Source organism: Promicromonospora sp. NPDC057488, assembly GCF_042802395.1.
In the GTDB taxonomy this organism is placed as follows: Bacteria; Actinomycetota; Actinomycetes; order Actinomycetales; family Cellulomonadaceae; genus Promicromonospora.
In genome coordinates this window covers 43,415-60,182 of sequence record NZ_JBHVEG010000001.1, presented here as the reverse complement: position 1 = coordinate 60,182, position 16,768 = coordinate 43,415, and the positions used below count along the sequence as shown (strand labels likewise).

Sequence of the window (16,768 nt, the reverse complement as noted above, 5' to 3'; positions counted from 1 at the left end):
CCGTGTTCGCTGCTTCAGCTCGACCAGGAGAGAGTTTCAGCTGCGGTCGCGGCGAACTGGTTGGCGAGCGTCCGTAGCTCGGTGCGCTCGTAGACCTGGCGCCCCAACAAGAGCGCGAGCTCCTCACCGCCGTGTTCCGGGCAGTACGCCCGGACCTGTGCTGCCTCGAAGAGGTCCCAGGACGGCGTGAGGTTCGACATCCGGCCGGCGCGGGCGAAGCTCGCCGCGGTGGCAAGGTCGTCGAAGAATGCCCACCGGTCACCGACATCGACTGCGGCGCCGCGCAGCACCGTTGCGTGGTCTGATTCCTGCTGCGCGGGCAGTGGGGCGAGGTCGAGAACGGCACAGTACGTTCCGTGCTTGCTCGGCACGGCAGCGCGTGACATCGAGCCATAGGCGCGGCAGATCACCGCCCCTGGCTGATCGTCGAAGAGGGGTGCGGTCATGGGGTACACCAGCATGGGCTTCTTTCATGTTCGAGTGGTCGAGAGCGGGCAGGTCTGAGCTGCGCGTCACGACGCGTAGTGGGCCGCGAGGAATGGTCATTCCATGCGCAGGAGCGGTGGATGCCACCTTTGCCGCGCGCGGGACTTGCTTGTCAGCGTCAGTGAGCGCCGGCCGGTGCTGCCGCCGCGAACTCGGCCCAGTCGATCGACGAGCCCAGCAGATCGCTCAGACCGACCCGTCTGACATCGTGCTCCGGCCCGTCAAACACAGCCTCTGCCGCGCTGTCCCAGTCGTCGGTGGTAGTGACGACAAGACGACCGGTAAACGATGCCTCGAGAGATGCCGCAAGGAAGGGCTCGATCTCCGCCTTCGTCAGAGGCTCTCCCGGGTCGTGAAATACGCACCGGACAGCTACCAGGCTGTCGGGCGCCTCTCCACGACCGACCAGATCGACGGCGGACGTCTCTTCTTTCTTCGCGGGCCAGTCCTGCCACGACCAGATGGTCTTGAACTCGGAAGACCATTGCGCATCCGTGCAGAGAAATTCTTTCACGAGTTCCTCGAATCGCCGATCCTGATCGGTGGGCGAAGAGGAATTGAACAACATGTCGTCGAGGAGGGTGCCGAGCGCTTTCACGGGTCAATCCTGTCAAGAAACGGGCTGGCCAGCCGCCTGTACAGGGGAATTGTGCACTCGCTTGCGCTCGCCCACCGATACTGCCGTGTCGACCTCGTGAAGGCGCCATGAACGGGATCACCCAGAGAATCAGGCGGATGCGCCGGGATCAAATGGCCGCGGGCAGTCTGAAGGGACTGAGACGACCCGGCGTTGTACAGCGGGGCGTGGGTCAAAGTTGGGGTTTGGCCCCGCCTACGGGCTTGATCCAGGTCGTGCCATAGTCCCCGTTCGAAGTGCGTCGCACGGCAAAGCGCTCACCGGTCGGCGTCTCGAGAGTGACGACAGATTCCCACGACACCTCGCCACGGCTGGACTCCCATCTGGCCGGCAGACCACGCCGAACCATTGGTACTGACAGACTCCGTCGCTCAGCTATGACGAGGAGGAGTACCCGCAGGAGTGACGCCGCGAAGAGGTCGCGGCCGCTGCGTCCCTATCGCTCCTCCATGCCGTCGTCCGCCGCGTCGAGATCACGCGGCCGGTCCGTGTCTGTGTGCTCGTAGACGGTCGGTTCGCGTTCGAATGAAGCAGGACGTGCGTCCTGGTCGGTTTCCCAGCGCTTGTAGAAATCCTGAGCACCCTGCTTCGTGATCCGCAGGGCCCGGCCGATCTGCTCCCAGGTAGCGCCGTCCTCGCGTGCGGCCCGCATGGCTTGCCAGCGACCGCCCATCAGATCCTGCACAACGGCGGCGTTGGCGCCCAGCGCATAGAGCGCAGGCACCACGGGCATGCCGTCGAGCCGGCGACGTAGGACAGCATCGGCGGCCGGATCCGGAAACCTTGGTCGTTCGAGAGCCCGGGCGTACCTGGCCCGCGCTTCGTAGGTCTCCCACACCTCGAGGTATTGGCTGGGGACAGGCCCGGCAGCACGAAAGTATTCCGGCTCCCCTGGAATCTCTCGAGGATCAATCGCGTGAGTCAACTGTTCGAGCCGAAGCACGTCGAACTCGTGGGGGTCAGGTGCCGTCATGTCATCGTCATCCTGCATGCGCCAAGTGCACGTGACGAGTGCGCAATCGTCAAGCCAACTTGACGGGGATGCCCCTGTGGTCCGAAACGGCCGACTCGTAGGTCAGTAGACCGAACAGGTCGCCACGCTCCTCGCATCCAAGTCCTCAATGCCTCCCGGGCCGGCGATTGCGGCGGCTGGGGGCTAGGTACGACTCGAGCCAGAAAAGGGCTGGGGTGCCAGGCAGGGACCGAAAGTAGGGTCAGACGTTACGAGCATCTTTGATGGAGGTCACGGTGACGTTCAGCGCACTGCACAAGTACCTGGGGCGCAAGTCCGGTCCGGTAACGGACGAGCTAGTGGCAAGTGCTGTCGAGGAGCATCTCGTCGAGACCAGCGATCTGGACTGGAAGCGCGAGCTGCCTCCGGAAAAGGGCGCCTCCGGCAGTGACTTTCCGAAGGACGTCGCGGCGATGGCGAACAGTGGCGGGGGCACGATCGTCTTCGGGGTGTCCGAGGTGCAGAAAGCCGCGACTGGCCGGCGGGACGTCGGCGAACTGACCGAAGCTCATGAGCGGGCGCTGCGCAGAGCAGCGGTCACGGCGATCATGCCGCCGATCTTCGGGCTCGAAATCTACCGCGTCGGGGTCGAAGGGGAACGTGCCGTTGTGGTCGTCGTGCCGCCGTCGGTGGACGGCCCGCACCTCATCTACAAGAACGATCTCTTCGGCGCTCCGGTCCGCAATGACGCCGACACGGTGTGGATGAAGGAACGGCAGATTGAAGCGATGTACCGGGCACGGCTCGACGAGCGTCGCCACGCGGGCGAGGCACTCCGAAGGCTCTATGACGACACCGCAGCAGGTCACGATCTTGCCGAGCGTGCGTGGCTGATCGGGGTGGCGCACCCCAGAATTCCTGACGTGGTAGCGGCGCGCCCCACTCAAGAGCAGGCACGCATGACCTTCGAGCGAGCGGCGACAGTCACCCTGCAGTGGTCGGACCGCACCGGCATCCATCCCTTGGAGAACGTCACGCTGAACAATCCCCGGCCAGGCCTACGCCGGTGGACCGCTCCCAACAAGGCGACCAGCGACCGACAGCGATTCCGCCAGGCGTGGGCATCGATCCATCACGACGGGTCGATCAGCATCGCAGCTGCGGTCGGCGGGCCGCCGATCAACAGTGATCGCGAGCCGTTGCCAGGCAGCCGGATCCCGTCCAGATCGATTGAGGCTGCGGTTTCCGACCTCGTGGCCTTGATCGCCTCGGCCGTCGAACGCCGTGGTGGGGCCTGGGAGTACGAAGTCCAAGTCGGGGTCGAGTACCAGGGGACAGACCCGATGGTCATCCAGACCACCGACCAGCATGGCTTCATCTACGACGATAACTCGACACCTCTTGCTCGCTTCGTGCCAGTAGCCGCCACGATCGTCGCAGGCGAAGGCGTCACGGACCTGCACCAGCAGGTCTACGGCCTCGCGGAAGACTGCGTCAACCAGGGCGGCATCACCTACCTCCGGACAATCAAGGAGCCGCCGAGCGAGTGACACTGCCTGACCAGGGTGTCTTGGGCCACTTTCAGAACCCCTGATCTTGATGCTGATGTCCCCAGACGGCCGGTCGTTCTCGCGGTCCTTCGAGCACGCCTGGCGCGGAGTGTCAGTGTCCAGTGGCAGCATCCTGGTCATGGCTGCAGCCGATGGGTACCGGTACACAACCCTCACCAGGGCCGTGAAAGACAAGAGCAGTCCGCTGCGCGGTCATCTCGACGCCCGGTACCCGAACACCAAGCCGGTCCGGGCCGACTACCGGGCCAGCGCAGGCGACATCCTCGTTGACGGCACTGGCGCCGACCCTGGCACCGTCGGTGCAGCGTTCGACTTTGCTGTCCGGTTCGCCCTGGACCCTGGCTACGACCCCGAGCCCGCGACCGCGATGTTCGTTGGCGATTCGGCCGCATACGCTGCCGTCTTGGGCGTGGTCGAGCTGGCGGAGACGGCAGATCCGTCATCCGACGACTTCCTACGCGCTGCCTGGGCCGTCGCGTTGTGCACCGAGGTCTACCGGACCGGGCGGCTCATGCCCGGGTCCCCGCTGGTCGCTCTCGTCGAGCAGAGACGGTTCACCACTGAGGGCCTGGTCGCCCTGGCTACCGATGACGCCCTGGTCGAGCTTCGCGCGTTGCGTGAGGTTGCGGGCGTGCGCCTGCATCCCCGGATCGAAGATGCCAGGGCGGTGGCGATCGGGCCACGCTTCAAGGCGTCTGCGCTCTGCTCGGCCGACGCGGACCTGATCTACGACGGAACGCTCCTGGAGCTCAAGAGCCACCTCGGCACGAAGAACCGCACGACCGGTGCCCGAGCGGACAACCTGGAGCTCCACGACCTGTACCAACTGATCGCCTACGCCCTGTTCGACAAGGACGACGAGTACGGCCTCGACACCATTGGCGTCTATTCGGCGCGATACGGCCACTTCGTCTCCTGGCCCCTCCAAGAACTCCTCGACACGATGGCCGGGACCACCATCGACCTGCGGTCCGAACGTGAGACTGTCTGGCGGCTTCTCGGCGGCTGTTGAGACACCATGGCGTCGCGCCGCCGGCCGCACCTGGCCACATCAAGCCCGCTTGCCGGTCAGAGCCTGCACCGCGGCTTGGTCATGACCGCAGACGGCATCGCATCACGATGATCCACCTGCCTCCAGGGGCTTGGAGCAAGGAGACGAGCACGTGACACCACTGCTGCCCCCTGCTGGGCTCTTCCGCGACGAGAAGCAGCTCGCCGACCACGTCCTGGACAAGCTGGGCGAATGGTTCGACATCGAGCGTGAGGTGACCGGACGCTACTGGACCGGCGAACAAGTCAGGATCGACGCCGTCCTGTGCCCGAAGGACACTACCGGGTGGCACGACCAAGCCCCCGCGCTCGGCATCGAGTTCAAGCAGGCAGGAGGCACCAGCCACGACTCGATCGCTCAGGCTGTCTCCTACAGCCACTGCCAGTGGGACGGGTACGACAAGATCGGGATCTTCCTGTGCCCAGGACCGCTGACTGTCGCCACGGAGCGAGCGCGCGAAGCCAACGCGCGACGTCAGGAACGGCTCGGCCCGCAAGAGTTGGAGCGGTACCGGCAGGACGCACGCAACTACGGCCTGCAGTTCGGCAAGGTGTACACCGAACGGCGGGTGGAGTACCTGGCACGCAAGCGCCACCGGGAAGAGCTGGGCGACCTTCGGTACGAGGAGTTCCTCGCCCGTGCCGAAGGGTTCGACAACCTTGCCGCTCACGAGGACGACGTTGCGCTGGGCGTTCAGACCGCGCAGCTGAAACTGGTCGGGCATCTCGGCGTCGGCGAGCTGCTTCCCTACGAGAACCACGGGTGGACGTTCACCCGATCCGAGCACCGGATCTGGAGCCAGCACGGCGGAGTGACAGATGTCCCCTGGGCGCTCGGTCCCAGGATCGGGTCATCACGTAGGTAGGTTACCGACGGCACCCGGAGTTGTCTGCAGCACTGCTTCGTGCTGAAGTCGGGACTGCCCCAGGAACTCCCGATGTCCCCTGCATGGTGGTGGAAGGCGGGTCCCGCTAAGTGCTATAGCGCTACGTCCACGAACCGTTGGAAATGGCCCTGGAACGCCAGTAGGAACACGTCGGTGGGGCCGTGTTTGGACTTCAGGAGGTGCAAGTCTGCTTCTCCGGCTCGTGGTGACTCCCGTTCCACGAGGTCTTCGCGGTACACGCCCAGGACTAGGTCGGCGTCGGCGACATAGGCGGGGGAGTAGGCGACATCGCCGAGTCTGGGGCGCGGATCAGCCCGGCGCATGACGTCCACGATCGTGGGGACGGTGTAGACGATTATGAGCAATTCGGTCATGGCTAGGTGTTTGACCTGGGCGGAGATCCGGGTGTGGGCGTCCCACACGCTGGTCTCCGTGTTGGCTGGCGACAGGCGCGCGAGGTGCGGAAGTCCGTCCAGGACCAGAAGGCGGCGCTGGCTTGGGAAAGTTGCGGTCCATTCGGAGACTCGCGCGGACAGCACCTCGAACGTGGGAGGTCCGGCGGTCATCGAGAGCGGCGTTTCTGCGATGCGCCCCATCGCTGCTGCGAGCTTGCGCCAGTCGTCGTCGTCCAGAGCCCCGGCCGTCAGCCGGGTCAGGGGGACACCCGCCGTGTGGGATAGCACTCGTCGTACCAGTGCGTCGCGGTCAGATTCCCATGACACCACCAGGACTGGCACGTCACAGGCGGTAGCTGCGTGAGTGGCGAAGTTCAGGGCCAGAACCGATGAACCCATGCCGGAGTGCCCGAATACCGCCGTCGTGGAGGCTGCGGCCAGGCCTCCGCCGGTGACACGGTCCAGGTCCATGAACCCGGTCGGAACGACGTCCTGGGGTGTCTTGCCCGGGGAGCTGGCGCGGGCATCGATCGCATCGAACGCCGGTCCGATCAGTTCATAGAGAGCGGCAATCTCTGAGCGGGGCACTTCCTTCACGCTCTGCGGGGCTTCGGGCCCGGGCTCGGTGGGAGCACCTTCCAGATCATCCGTCATGTTCGAAGTCTCTACCGTCAACGAAACAGTTGCTGGGCGCGGCAGCGATGGGGTCTGTCTCGTTAGTGGCTTAGTGGAGGCTTGGTTCTGGCGGGTCGATGCGGTTCAGGGCGATGGCCGCGTGGTGAGCCACTGCCGCCAGTAGGAGACGGCGTCCTGACCGGACTGCATCGCGATGACATCCGGAGACCGCCATGCGAGAAAGGCGCGCGCTTCGGCTTGCTGGACGTAGGCCTCGATGCCGAGCTGGAGCGCGCCGCTACTGAGGAAGGTCGCGTACTCAGGCAGCGGCCGGGCTGCTCGCGGAGGCCGCCGTCGGGCTCATGTGGTTCTCCCGCGATACCGGGTCGATAACCCGTACCGGGACGACCGACGACCAGCCGGGGGCGGGGCTCGGCGGCAACATGCCCGGGCTCGTGGTGCCCGCCGACGGCTCGGTCGCCCAGAAGTACGACCTGGAACCGGGCGGGATGAGCGAGGTGATGCTCACGGACTTCCACCCGCTCCCTCCCGAGGACCAGTACGCGCTCCGCGCCGGGGTGCCCCGCCTCGCACCGGATGCGGAGGTGGCCGACGGGATGAGCCGGTCGGCGTACGACCGGATGCGCACGCAAGCCGACGTCGTGAGCGCTGTCGGGGCCCTCGCCGCCGGAACGGTGGTCCTGCTCGGGGGCGGGCTGGCCATCCTCGCACAACGGCTCACCGGCCGAACTCTGGTCGATGTGGGCTTCTCTCCCGCGCGCCGGGCAGCGCTGGCACTGTGCTGGTCGCTGGTGCTCGTTCTCTCCGCGGGCCTCGCGCTGGCGCTCACCTTCCTAACGGTCTCGGTCGGCGGACGCGCGCTGGACGTCTCCTTCGGCGAGCTCTGGTACCTGCCGGGGATCGCGGGCACCGTGGCGAGCAGTCTCCTCTGGTTCGACTTCGTGCGGACGCCCGGTCCGAGCCGCGCCTGAGCGACCTGTCAGCCGAGGCAAGTGCCCAGTAGATCCTCGCTGTCCGCTGTCCGCTGTCCGCTGTTCCTGTTCGGATCAATGATCCTGCAAGCCGCGCACAAGTTTCATGCAATCCCGGCTGCCTACGTTGTGTATCGGCGCTGATGGCGCCGCACTGCCGACGTCCGGACGTGCGAAGTGAGAGGAGGCGCGAGTGGGCGACAACATGTATGGCGCCGACATCGAGGCGTTGCGGCGGCTCGCGGATCGCATCGCCCGAGGCGGTGAGGTGCTGGACGGCGTCGTGCGCGTCGTGGAGTCCGCCATGCCCGTCCCAGAGCAGTGGGGCGGCATGGACGCCGAGAGCTTCCGGGACGAGTGGTACGGGTCCCACGGCCCCGCGATCGCGGCGTCAGCTCAGGCGCTGGCCGCGGTCGCCGACACCGTGCGCGGGAACGCCGACAGTCAGGAGGCGACCTCGGACGAGCTGTCCGGTGTCGGCGTCGACACGGGACAGGGCATCGGCGTCGATGAGGGACGCGGCATCGGCGTGGGACCGGGGGTCGGTGTCGACGGCGGACAGGGCATCGGTGTCGATGCAGGACGCGGCATCGGCGTCGACGCCGAACGCCCCGCGGAGTTCTACGGCGAGGAGCCGGGTTGGTTCCGACAGCTCATCGACGACCTCGGACCGATGACTACGCCCCCAGGGTTTGCTGCCAATGCGCTCGAGCTGTTGGGCGAGGGCGCCTGGGCGGACGCCGGCAAGGGTGCCGGCGGAGTGTTCGGCGTCGCCGGCGTGTTCACCGGCCTGTATCAAGCCAGTGATTCGTTGGTCGACTTCGTGTTCTCGGGCGACTCCGGCGACCTGTACCGCGCCGGCGATGGCTGGGTCGGCGCGGCTCTCTCCGGAGCCTCGTTCATCCCTGTGGTGGGCGTGCCCTTCGCCATAATGGGCGCGATGTGGAGCGGGACGTCCCTCGTCAACGGCCTCGTGTCCGACCGCCCGCTCACACAGAACCTGATCGACAACAGCCTGGCCGGCACGATCTACAACGAGACCCATGACACGCAGTTCTCGGAGGAACTCGCAGACGCCGCCCACGACGCCTACGAACCCATCTTCTGGAAGGGCATGGAAGTCACGGGCGACGCCATCGACGGCGTCGAATCCGTTGCCGACTCGGTCAGGGATACCGCGAACGACGTCGTCGACGGCGGTCGTGACCTGCTCGACGACGCCGGCGACCTGCTCGAGTTCTGACGATGACCAGACAAGAACCGCGCCGGAGGAAGGGCATGACGATCACCGAGACCACTGTCGAAGCACCAGGAGCCGATCCGAAGGGCGATGGTGCCCGGATCGAGCTCGCCACGGTCGAGCTCCTCGCCCTCGTCTCCATACGCCGTAACGCGGCGACGGATCGGGCCCGTGTCCTGCTCAGCCTGCCCGAGGACGGTCTCGACTCGCCGGTCACGGCGGCGGGTGTCGGATCGCTGCTCGTCCGGCGCATGGCCCAGGTGATCGAGGGACGTCTTGCGCCGCAGGGCGCGGTGAACGAGATCGCGTCGATCCTGATGGACGGCGAGGAATGGGCCGAGGCGATCGGGACCACCGGCGACGCGTCGAACGTCGCCGCGCTGGTCCGCTCGCGCACGGGAACAGTGCTGTTCGAGCCCCGCCCGTACGACGTGTGGCATGTCTGGCCGATGCCACAGGACGTCCCACTGCCGGTGATCGGGTCACGCCTCGTGGCGGCGACGTTCGGCAACCTGCCAGGAGGCCAGTCGTTCGCCGGCAGCGTCCGGATCATCAGTTACGACGGCACGACGAGGTCGGCCGTCGTCACGGTGGCCGACGACGAGTCATGGAGCGTGTCGAGCGGCCTCGGCGGCGAGATCTTGGTATCTGCCCGCACGTACCCCGACCCGACGTTCCAGGTGCTCGCGTCGAGCCTGGCGTGACGACGACCTCCGCCCCAGCACGCACGACGAGAGGCAGCTCATGACGAACCAGACCACCCCGCCTGGCCTCCGGAACATCGTGACGGAGCTCACCGGGTTCGAGATCACCGCGATCCTGTCCGCTACCGGGTCCGAGGCCGCCCTGCGCACCCGCGAGCTGCTGCACCTGCCCGCGGTGGGCGCCGACTCACCGACCGTCGGCATCGGGATGAGCACGCTGATCGCCCGTGGCGAGGTCGACACCCGCGGCGACACCGTCCTGCCGGTGGGCGAGGCCGCGGCACTCGCCGGGATCTGCGGCACGGCGACGACATGGGTCGAGGTAGTCACGATGTCCGGCGACAAGAAGTCCGTCGCCGTGTTCGTGTCCGCACCTGACGCGACCGTGTTTTTCGAATCTGCGCCACACGGGCTGTGGATCGTCTGCCCGGTCAGGTCCGGCGCACCGGTCGAGCAGGCGGCGGCCTACGTGCGCGCGGGGTTCGAGAAGGCAGGTCGCGGTCCGTTCGGCGGGAGCATGAAGGTGACCCGGTCGAGCGGGACGGTGCGAACGGCCGCCGTCAAGATCGACGCCGAGCGCGTGTGGCGCCGGCAGACCGGACAGCTCGACAGGCTGCAGCCGCCGGAGCGGATCGACGCCGATCCGACGTTCACCGTGCTAGCCCGGGCGGTGGCCGCGTGAGCGGGACGACGCGGGGAGACGGGGCCACACAACCTCTGAGACCGTCCGGCTGACGTCCCGCAGACCGAACCGAGCCCCTGTATCACCCGCCGCACCGCCTACTCTCTTTCCTTCGGCGGCTCGATGCGGAGGTATGGGCGGACATGGTCTGGTTTCAAGTGCTCGGCCACGTCTCGGCTCGGAGCGAGCGCGGTCCGGTCCCGCTCGGATCGGCCCGGCAACGAGCAGTGCTGGCGGCACTGCTGGTCGAGCCTGGTGCGCACGTCTCACTCGATCAGCTCGCCGACCGGGTGTGGGGCACGACGCCGCCCCGCAGCGCCCGGCAGACCCTGCACAGCTACGTGTCGCGGCTGCGGAGCGTGCTCAACGAGCACGACGGGCCCCTTCTCGAACGCCGGTCCGGCGGGTATGTGTTCCAGGCGGACGAGTCCGCTGTGGATCTGCAGCGCTTCCGTGCGCTCGTCGCGCAGGCCAGGCGAGTCGACGACGACCGAGCCGCCGCTCTCTGGCAGGAAGCGATGGGCCTGTGGCAGGGCCGGCCGTTCGCCGGCCTGGACAGCGACTGGCTGCGGTCGACGGCGGTCAGGCTCGAGGCAGAGCGGTTCGCGGCCGTCCTCGACCATAACGACCTGCTGCTGCGCTCGGGAGAGCACGCGCACCTGTTGCCTGACGTGGTTGCCGCCGCGGAGAAACACCCGCTCGACGAACGCCTCGCCGGGCAGGTGGTGCTCGCCCTGTACCGGTGCGGCCGTCAGTCCGACGCGCTGGCCCACTACCGCCTGCTCCAGGAGAGCCTGGCCGACGAGCTCGGCAGCGATCCCGGCCCTGGGCTGCGCGAGCTGCACCAGCGCATCCTCCGGCACGACGCGGAGCTTCCAGTGCCGGATGGGACATCGGATGCGGACCGGAGCGCCCCGGCATCCGCCTCGCTGGCACGCCCGGCGTCCGACGCCGCGGCCGGCAGACCGCCCCGACCCGCACAGCTACCCCTCGACGTCACGGGGTTCACCGGCCGCTCCGACGACCTGCGGCGCCTGGACGAGCTGCTGCCCGGCGTTGACGACGGCCGCGCGGGGCAGACGGTGGTGATCACCGCGATCCGGGGGACCGCGGGCGTCGGCAAGACCGCGCTCGCCGTGCACTGGGCGCACCGGGTCGCCCACGGCTTTCCCGACGGGCAGCTCTACGTGAACCTGCGCGGGTACGACCCAGAGCAGCCGATGCGACCGGCCGATGCGCTCGCCCGCTTCCTCACGGCGCTCGGCGTCCCGGAGCGGGACATCCCCCTGGAAGACGACGACCGGGCCGCCCGGTACCGCAGTGAGCTCGCTGACCGTCGCCTGCTGATCGTGCTGGACAACGCGGGCAGCGTCGCCCAGGTGCGACCGCTCCTGCCTGGGAGTGGCGCCTCGACCGTGGTGATCACCAGCCGGGACAGCCTGGCTGGACTGGTCGCGGTGCACGGTGCCCACCGGATCGACCTCGACCTACTCCCCGCCGCTGATGCTGCTGACCTGGTACGGCGGCTGATCGGCGAGCGGGTCGACGCCGATCCGGCGGCCGCTGAGCTGCTCGCCGAGCAGTGTGCCCGCCTTCCCCTGGCCCTCCGGGTCGCGGCGGTGCTGGTCACCTCGCAGCCGGACCGGCCTCTGGCCGACGTCGTGGCGGAGCTGGCCGACCTGCAGGAGCGGCTCGAGCTGCTCGACCCAGGCGGCGACCCGTACGCGACGGTGCGCGCCGTCTTCTCGTGGTCGATCCAGTACCTGCCTGACCAGGCGGCACGCACGTTCCGGCGGCTGGGCCTGCACCCGGGTCCTGACCTTGACCAGTACGCCGCCGCGGCCCTGACGGGCCTGGCGCCGAACCGCGCCCGGCGGGTTCTGGAGACGCTCGTCAGCGCACACTTGTTGCACCGGACCGGCCCCGGCCGTTATGGCATGCACGACCTGCTACGCGCTTACGCCATCCATCTGACAACAATCGAGGACACCGACGGCGACCGGCACGAAGCAGTGGAGCGGCTCCTCGGTTACTACCAGGCCTCAGCTCTTGCGGCGGTGGACACGCTGTACCCAGCCGAGGTCTCGTATCGCCCTGCCGCTGATCCAGGAAATCCGACACCTGACCTGGCGGAGCCAGCGTCGGCGCACGACTGGTTGCTGGTCGAATGCATCTGTCTGGTCGCGATCGCGGAGCACGCGGCTGATCACCAGAGATCGGACTATGTGGTCGGGCTCGCCCGTATCTTGTACCGCCATCTGGTAGAGACCAACCTGACGGGCCTGGTGGCTCTCAGCGGCCACGCCCTGCGCGCCGCCGAAGCCGTTGGCGATCTGAACGGTCAGGCTCACGCGCTTTGGCAGCTGGGCAGCGGGCATTTCTGGATGGGCAAGGATGAGACAGCTGGCGACCTTCTTCGGCGAGCCATGATCTTGTACCGGCAGATGGGGGACCTAGTGGGTCAAGCCCGCGCTTTGACCGGTCTCGGCCAGATCAGCAATCAGCGTGGCAGGTACGAGAGCGCGCTCGAGGATCTGTGGCAGGCGACCGCCCTGTACCGCCAGGCTGGCGACCGGCTTGGCGAGTTGAAGTCGTTGAATGGGCTCGGCCTGGTCGAAGAACGGCTGGGTAACTATGCCCAAGCTGTCGAGATCCATCATCAGTGCCTTGAGATCGTCCGGGAGCTTGGTGCCCGGTCCCTCGAGCCAACGACGTTGAACAACCTTGCCGGTGCTGAGCTGGGCAGAGGGAGACGTTCTGCTGCGGCTGAGTACGCACACCAGTCGCGCGCCATTATCGAGGGGCTGGGCAACCCGACCAGCAAGGCCCATGCCCTGGACACGCTCGGCGAACTCTATCTTCGCTTGGGTGAGGTGGGGCCAGCCGGCGAGTGCTTCCAGCGGGCGCTCGCTCATTTCTGCCAGATCGGCAAGCGTGGCGATCAGGCCTGGTCGATCAACGGCCTCGGCGAAGCCGCTCGGCTTGCCCATGACCCGGCCGCGGCGATAGCCCTGCACACTGACGCGCTCACGATCGCTATCGACGAAGAGCTCCTGCATCAGCAGGCTCGCGCGCACGCGGGGCTCGGCCACGCGCACCGTGCCTTGGGCGACCTGGACCTGACTGGGACTCATTTCGAGCACGCCTACGCCATCTACACCAAGCTCGGTATGCCCGAGGCCGAAGAGGTCCTCGCCGACATGGAGGCGGTCTCGGCCGCTTAGAGCCGTAGAAGACGCCGCGCGAACGCTTGCGGATCTTGGACCGTCGATGGCCCCCGGGACCAGATGCTGGACCAGGGGAAGGTCAAGGACGACTCTGTCCTGCCTCGGCGTGTGTGCACCGACGCCTTCGGAACACCTTCGGTGGCGCTTGTTGAACCCAGTGCGAGATCCCAGGCCCACGGATGCACCGCAGGTCATGCTGATGGTCTCTGCCGTCGAGCTGGACTGGCCAGGCGCCCGACGCGGTTGTTGGTGCGGAGGCGGCCGGAGTGTGTTGACAGCCGCCGTGGTTGTCTCGTCCTGGATCGGACAGGGAGCGGCTGGCTAATCGGTGTCGGTGTTGGTGTTGGTGGGATGAGGAAGAGCGAGATGGCTCCGCCGAGCAGGATGAGGCTCAGGTCCCGTGCGATCGACAGCAGCGCCAAACCGCGTGGGAACCGGTGCTCGACCATGGCTGTCCAGTGGTCGTCGGTGGGTGTCTGCGCCTCTGCGAGGAAGGTGACGTCGTATTGGTCGACGGCACCGGTCCCGAGGAGGGCACGGTCGAAGGTTTTGGCGTCGGACGGTGAGTGGGTCCTGAACGTGACATCGACCGGTAGCGCTGTGACGGGCAGGTCGCCGATCTGCGTGGGGCCGCTGGTGGCGATCTCTACTCCGCCGGCTTCTCGGCCAGCCCCCGACCAGGAGTACGACGTGGCATGGTCGATAGGCACGGACGTGGGTGCGACGCAGGTGTAGGCCGTCGAGGTCTCGAAGTCGGCATACTCGCCGCAGCCGTATTCGGGTGGGACGGGCGTGACGATGATGACCAGCGGTGACGAGCCGGGAGCCGCCTCGAGGTGGAGCCATGCGTCGGTGTCGTCGATGGTCAGGTGCGCTCGGGTCACCTCCTCAGCGTTGCCGGGTGTCTGGACGGCGAACACCCCGAAAGTTGGGGATGTGACCGTATGGAGGTTGGGTTCGAAGGTGGTTGACATCCACAGGTACGTCGCCGCGGCGCCGACGAGGAACCAGGAGGCGGCGAATCGGCTCATGCCGACGCGCCTGAGCACGATCAACATGACGATCAGCAGGGCAGCGACGACGGCGGCGACTACGAGCAGTTCCCGTTCAGTCCTGCCCGGCGTGTAGAAGGTCAGGATCCAGCTGGACAAGTACCCGAAGGAGCCGCCGAACCCACACATCGCGAGCGATAGGACCCATATCCCGGTCACGCGTCCCGCGCGGCTTGCCGACCACTTCGTAACGCGTACCAGCAGATCACTGTTGCCGATGGCCCTCATCCGAACCGTCCGTCCTGCCGAGCCACCGACCCGGTGTTGACCTGCATGATCGGCATGGATCGCACCTTACGGCCGCCGACCGCGGCCGGCAGGGTAAACGGACAAACCTCACCCAAGGTCGCCACGCTGATCGCCGCCCGGGGTCAGCGCGTGGTGCCGTCCACGTGCGAGGTGATGTTTGCTCCGTTGGGACCGGGGAACGCGGGCTCGACGACGACCCGAGAGTCTCCTGGCGGTGAGATGCGGGCGCGTCCGTCCGAGTAGACACTCATGCTCCAGCCGTTGAGCTGGACGCGGACGTTGCCCTCCCGGGTGTACTCGATGTTCGACGACTTCTGCTGCATCGTCGCGGTCTCGACGAGCTTGACCGGGTTGGCCTGACCCTGCGGCCAGCTCACGGGGGTCTTGGCCGAGGAGACCTTGAACTTCGTGGTCGGGTTGAGCTCGAAGGTCGCTCGCCCGTCGTCGTCGCGCTCGACGTGCGCGATTTTCCACACGCCGACGACGATGTTCTTGCGGACCGCCATGAGGAAGACCGTGTACTCCTGCTCTGAGCTCTCGGACAGGGACCCAGGCTCCTTGAGCTGCATCCTTGATCTGCTTCGCTGCCAAGTTCATATCCTGATCCGGTGACCTCACAACAACAGGCGCCGCGGTTCTGGAAGCCGGCATCGATCCGGGAGGCGAGCGGGCGGGTCTACCATTACGGCTCCGCCAGGACGCTGCTCGGCGTGGTCGAAGACGGTGTGCTGTGGGCTTCGGAGACGGCGGGTCTCAACGACGTCGCTGAGATCCGTGGTGGCTGGGACTTCATCGAGAACTGGCTCGACGCGCAGCCATGCGCCGAAGCGTCCTGGCACGCGGACGGTGAGTGGGAGTGGAACGAGGACTTCGACTGGTCCGGCCCAGCGGTTCTACTCTTGCGCAGCCTGATTCCCGGGGCGGAGCTGGCGAGCAAGGAGCGACGGCAAGCCGTGGCTCGGACAGCAACGCAGACATTCGTGCTGTGCGCGTCGACACGTGACGACGACGCGAACCAATGGCGCCTGTACGGCGGGGAAGGGCGAGGCTACGCGATCGGACTCGATGCCAGTGTGCCGCTGGCCGTCCTGGGCGATGAAGCCCTCGTTCCCGAGAGCCCGCATTTGGCTTCCGTCGATGCCTTCTTCAGCGCCGTGCAGGTGACCCCGTGGCTGCACGTCCTCTACACGAACGACCAACGGGAAAAGGCTCTCCGGGAACTCGTTAAGCACGTCGCCGACGAGATCAAGAACTCTGCTCAGAGGACCGATGTCGTCAGCGAAGAAGAGGAAGAGATGGGTGCGACTCTCGAACAGGACGCCAGCACCCACCTGGAGACAATCGCGTGGCTCATCAAGTCTCCTGGCTTCCAAGGCGAGAACGAGGTCCGCGTGGTCGTGACCGCCTACTCACCGGAGAACCACCTGCACTTCCGCGAAAGCCCGGTCGGGATCGTCCGGTACTACCAGCTCGTCGGTGTACAGGACCGGACCTGGGGCGTGGCGTGGCGTCAGTTGGTGTCACCAGACCTCGGCAGGCTCACGGCCGGAAAGCCACCTGTCACTGACGTCTGTATGGGACCGTTGCTCCCGACATCGAATGAGGAGACAGTCCGTGCGCTCCTGAGGCGTCATGGCCTGCCCGACGAGGTGCGCGGGTCAGGGGTACCCCTTCGCTGACCAGAGGCAAAACTAGATCAGTAGGTCGGGCTAGAAGCGTTCGTGGAGCCACTGGGTGCCTCGTGAGGTTCGCGCTAGACCGGGCTACTGACACGCGGGTCTGCCGTCGGCCGGCGACCCGCCGCCGCACACGGTGGGGTGACGAGCAGCGTGGCCGTGCCGTCTCCGGCACCGGAACGATCTCAGACGTCTGCCCACCAACCGGCCATCGCTGCGGTCCGCGGCGCGTTTTCGTCCGTCGATGTCAGACCCACTCGCTAGCGTGCGCGGTCAGGTGGCAGTCGTCGAGCATCAAAGTGGGGGAGTCGCGTGGCTATGCACACAGCACGAGTGGGTCGGGGGCGTCGACG

15 protein-coding genes are annotated in these 16,768 nt (G+C 66.9%); 9 read left to right on the top strand and 6 right to left on the bottom strand.

Translation table 11 applies throughout. The features are described from left to right. Positions 1-14 precede the first annotated feature (14 nt). From ACFU5G_RS00280 to ACFU5G_RS00270, 3 genes are all read right to left on the bottom strand, one after another. Positions 15-446: a hypothetical protein gene (locus ACFU5G_RS00280; protein ID WP_377239526.1), complete on the bottom strand. Its 432-nt coding sequence runs from the start codon at positions 444-446 to the stop codon at positions 15-17. Between the two features lie 158 nt (positions 447-604). Beyond that, positions 605-1,084: a hypothetical protein gene (locus ACFU5G_RS00275; protein WP_377239524.1), complete on the bottom strand. Its 480-nt coding sequence runs from the start codon at positions 1,082-1,084 to the stop codon at positions 605-607. A gap of 475 nt (positions 1,085-1,559) precedes the next feature. Continuing rightward, on the bottom strand, positions 1,560-2,114 hold the full coding sequence (locus ACFU5G_RS00270; RefSeq protein ID WP_377239521.1) for a hypothetical protein: 555 nt from the start codon (positions 2,112-2,114) through the stop codon (positions 1,560-1,562). 257 nt (positions 2,115-2,371) lie between these two features. Here ACFU5G_RS00270 and ACFU5G_RS00265 point away from each other — a divergent pair, with 257 nt between their 5' ends. From ACFU5G_RS00265 to ACFU5G_RS00255, 3 genes are all read left to right on the top strand, one after another. Then, positions 2,372-3,625, top strand: a complete 1,254-nt coding sequence (locus tag ACFU5G_RS00265) for a helix-turn-helix domain-containing protein (protein WP_377239519.1) — start codon at positions 2,372-2,374, stop codon at positions 3,623-3,625. Between the two features lie 139 nt (positions 3,626-3,764). Next, positions 3,765-4,658 carry a hypothetical protein gene (locus ACFU5G_RS00260; RefSeq protein ID WP_377239517.1) on the top strand — a complete coding sequence of 298 codons (894 nt, stop codon included), beginning with the start codon at positions 3,765-3,767 and terminating at the stop codon, positions 4,656-4,658. Between the two features lie 151 nt (positions 4,659-4,809). Further along, complete coding sequence (locus ACFU5G_RS00255) at positions 4,810-5,562, top strand: hypothetical protein (protein ID WP_377239515.1); 753 nt, start codon at positions 4,810-4,812, stop codon at positions 5,560-5,562. A gap of 113 nt (positions 5,563-5,675) precedes the next feature. Here ACFU5G_RS00255 and ACFU5G_RS00250 read toward each other — a convergent pair whose 3' ends face one another. Next, entirely contained in the window at positions 5,676-6,632 is a 957-nt protein-coding gene (locus ACFU5G_RS00250) for a replicative DNA helicase (protein WP_377239513.1), read from the bottom strand. A gap of 404 nt (positions 6,633-7,036) precedes the next feature. Between ACFU5G_RS00250 and ACFU5G_RS00245 the strand changes: the two genes are divergently transcribed. From ACFU5G_RS00245 to ACFU5G_RS00225, 5 genes are all read left to right on the top strand, one after another. Continuing rightward, the gene (locus tag ACFU5G_RS00245) at positions 7,037-7,585 is read left to right on the top strand and encodes a hypothetical protein (protein ID WP_377239511.1); all 549 of its coding nucleotides are present in this window, start codon (positions 7,037-7,039) and stop codon (positions 7,583-7,585) included. 193 nt (positions 7,586-7,778) lie between these two features. Then, complete coding sequence (locus tag ACFU5G_RS00240; RefSeq protein ID WP_377239508.1) at positions 7,779-8,828, top strand: hypothetical protein; 1,050 nt, start codon at positions 7,779-7,781, stop codon at positions 8,826-8,828. Positions 8,829-8,863: 35 nt separating this feature from the next. Beyond that, complete coding sequence (locus ACFU5G_RS00235; RefSeq protein ID WP_377239505.1) at positions 8,864-9,529, top strand: hypothetical protein; 666 nt, start codon at positions 8,864-8,866, stop codon at positions 9,527-9,529. Between the two features lie 40 nt (positions 9,530-9,569). Beyond that, positions 9,570-10,211, top strand: coding sequence for a hypothetical protein (locus ACFU5G_RS00230; protein ID WP_377239502.1), 642 nt, complete (start codon positions 9,570-9,572; stop codon positions 10,209-10,211). A gap of 143 nt (positions 10,212-10,354) precedes the next feature. Then, complete coding sequence (locus tag ACFU5G_RS00225) at positions 10,355-13,435, top strand: BTAD domain-containing putative transcriptional regulator (RefSeq protein WP_377239500.1); 3,081 nt, start codon at positions 10,355-10,357, stop codon at positions 13,433-13,435. A 194-nt stretch (positions 13,436-13,629) separates the two neighbouring features. Here ACFU5G_RS00225 and ACFU5G_RS00220 read toward each other — a convergent pair whose 3' ends face one another. Together ACFU5G_RS00220 and ACFU5G_RS00215 are read right to left on the bottom strand one after the other, a co-directional pair. Further along, a complete protein-coding gene (locus tag ACFU5G_RS00220; RefSeq protein ID WP_377239498.1) occupies positions 13,630-14,718 on the bottom strand; it encodes a hypothetical protein in 1,089 nt (362 codons plus the stop codon). Positions 14,719-14,861: 143 nt separating this feature from the next. After that, positions 14,862-15,308, bottom strand: a complete 447-nt coding sequence (locus ACFU5G_RS00215) for a hypothetical protein (RefSeq protein ID WP_377239496.1) — start codon at positions 15,306-15,308, stop codon at positions 14,862-14,864. 39 nt (positions 15,309-15,347) lie between these two features. Here ACFU5G_RS00215 and ACFU5G_RS00210 point away from each other — a divergent pair, with 39 nt between their 5' ends. After that, positions 15,348-16,418, top strand: a complete 1,071-nt coding sequence (locus ACFU5G_RS00210; protein WP_377239494.1) for a DUF2971 domain-containing protein — start codon at positions 15,348-15,350, stop codon at positions 16,416-16,418. Positions 16,419-16,768 lie beyond the last annotated feature (350 nt).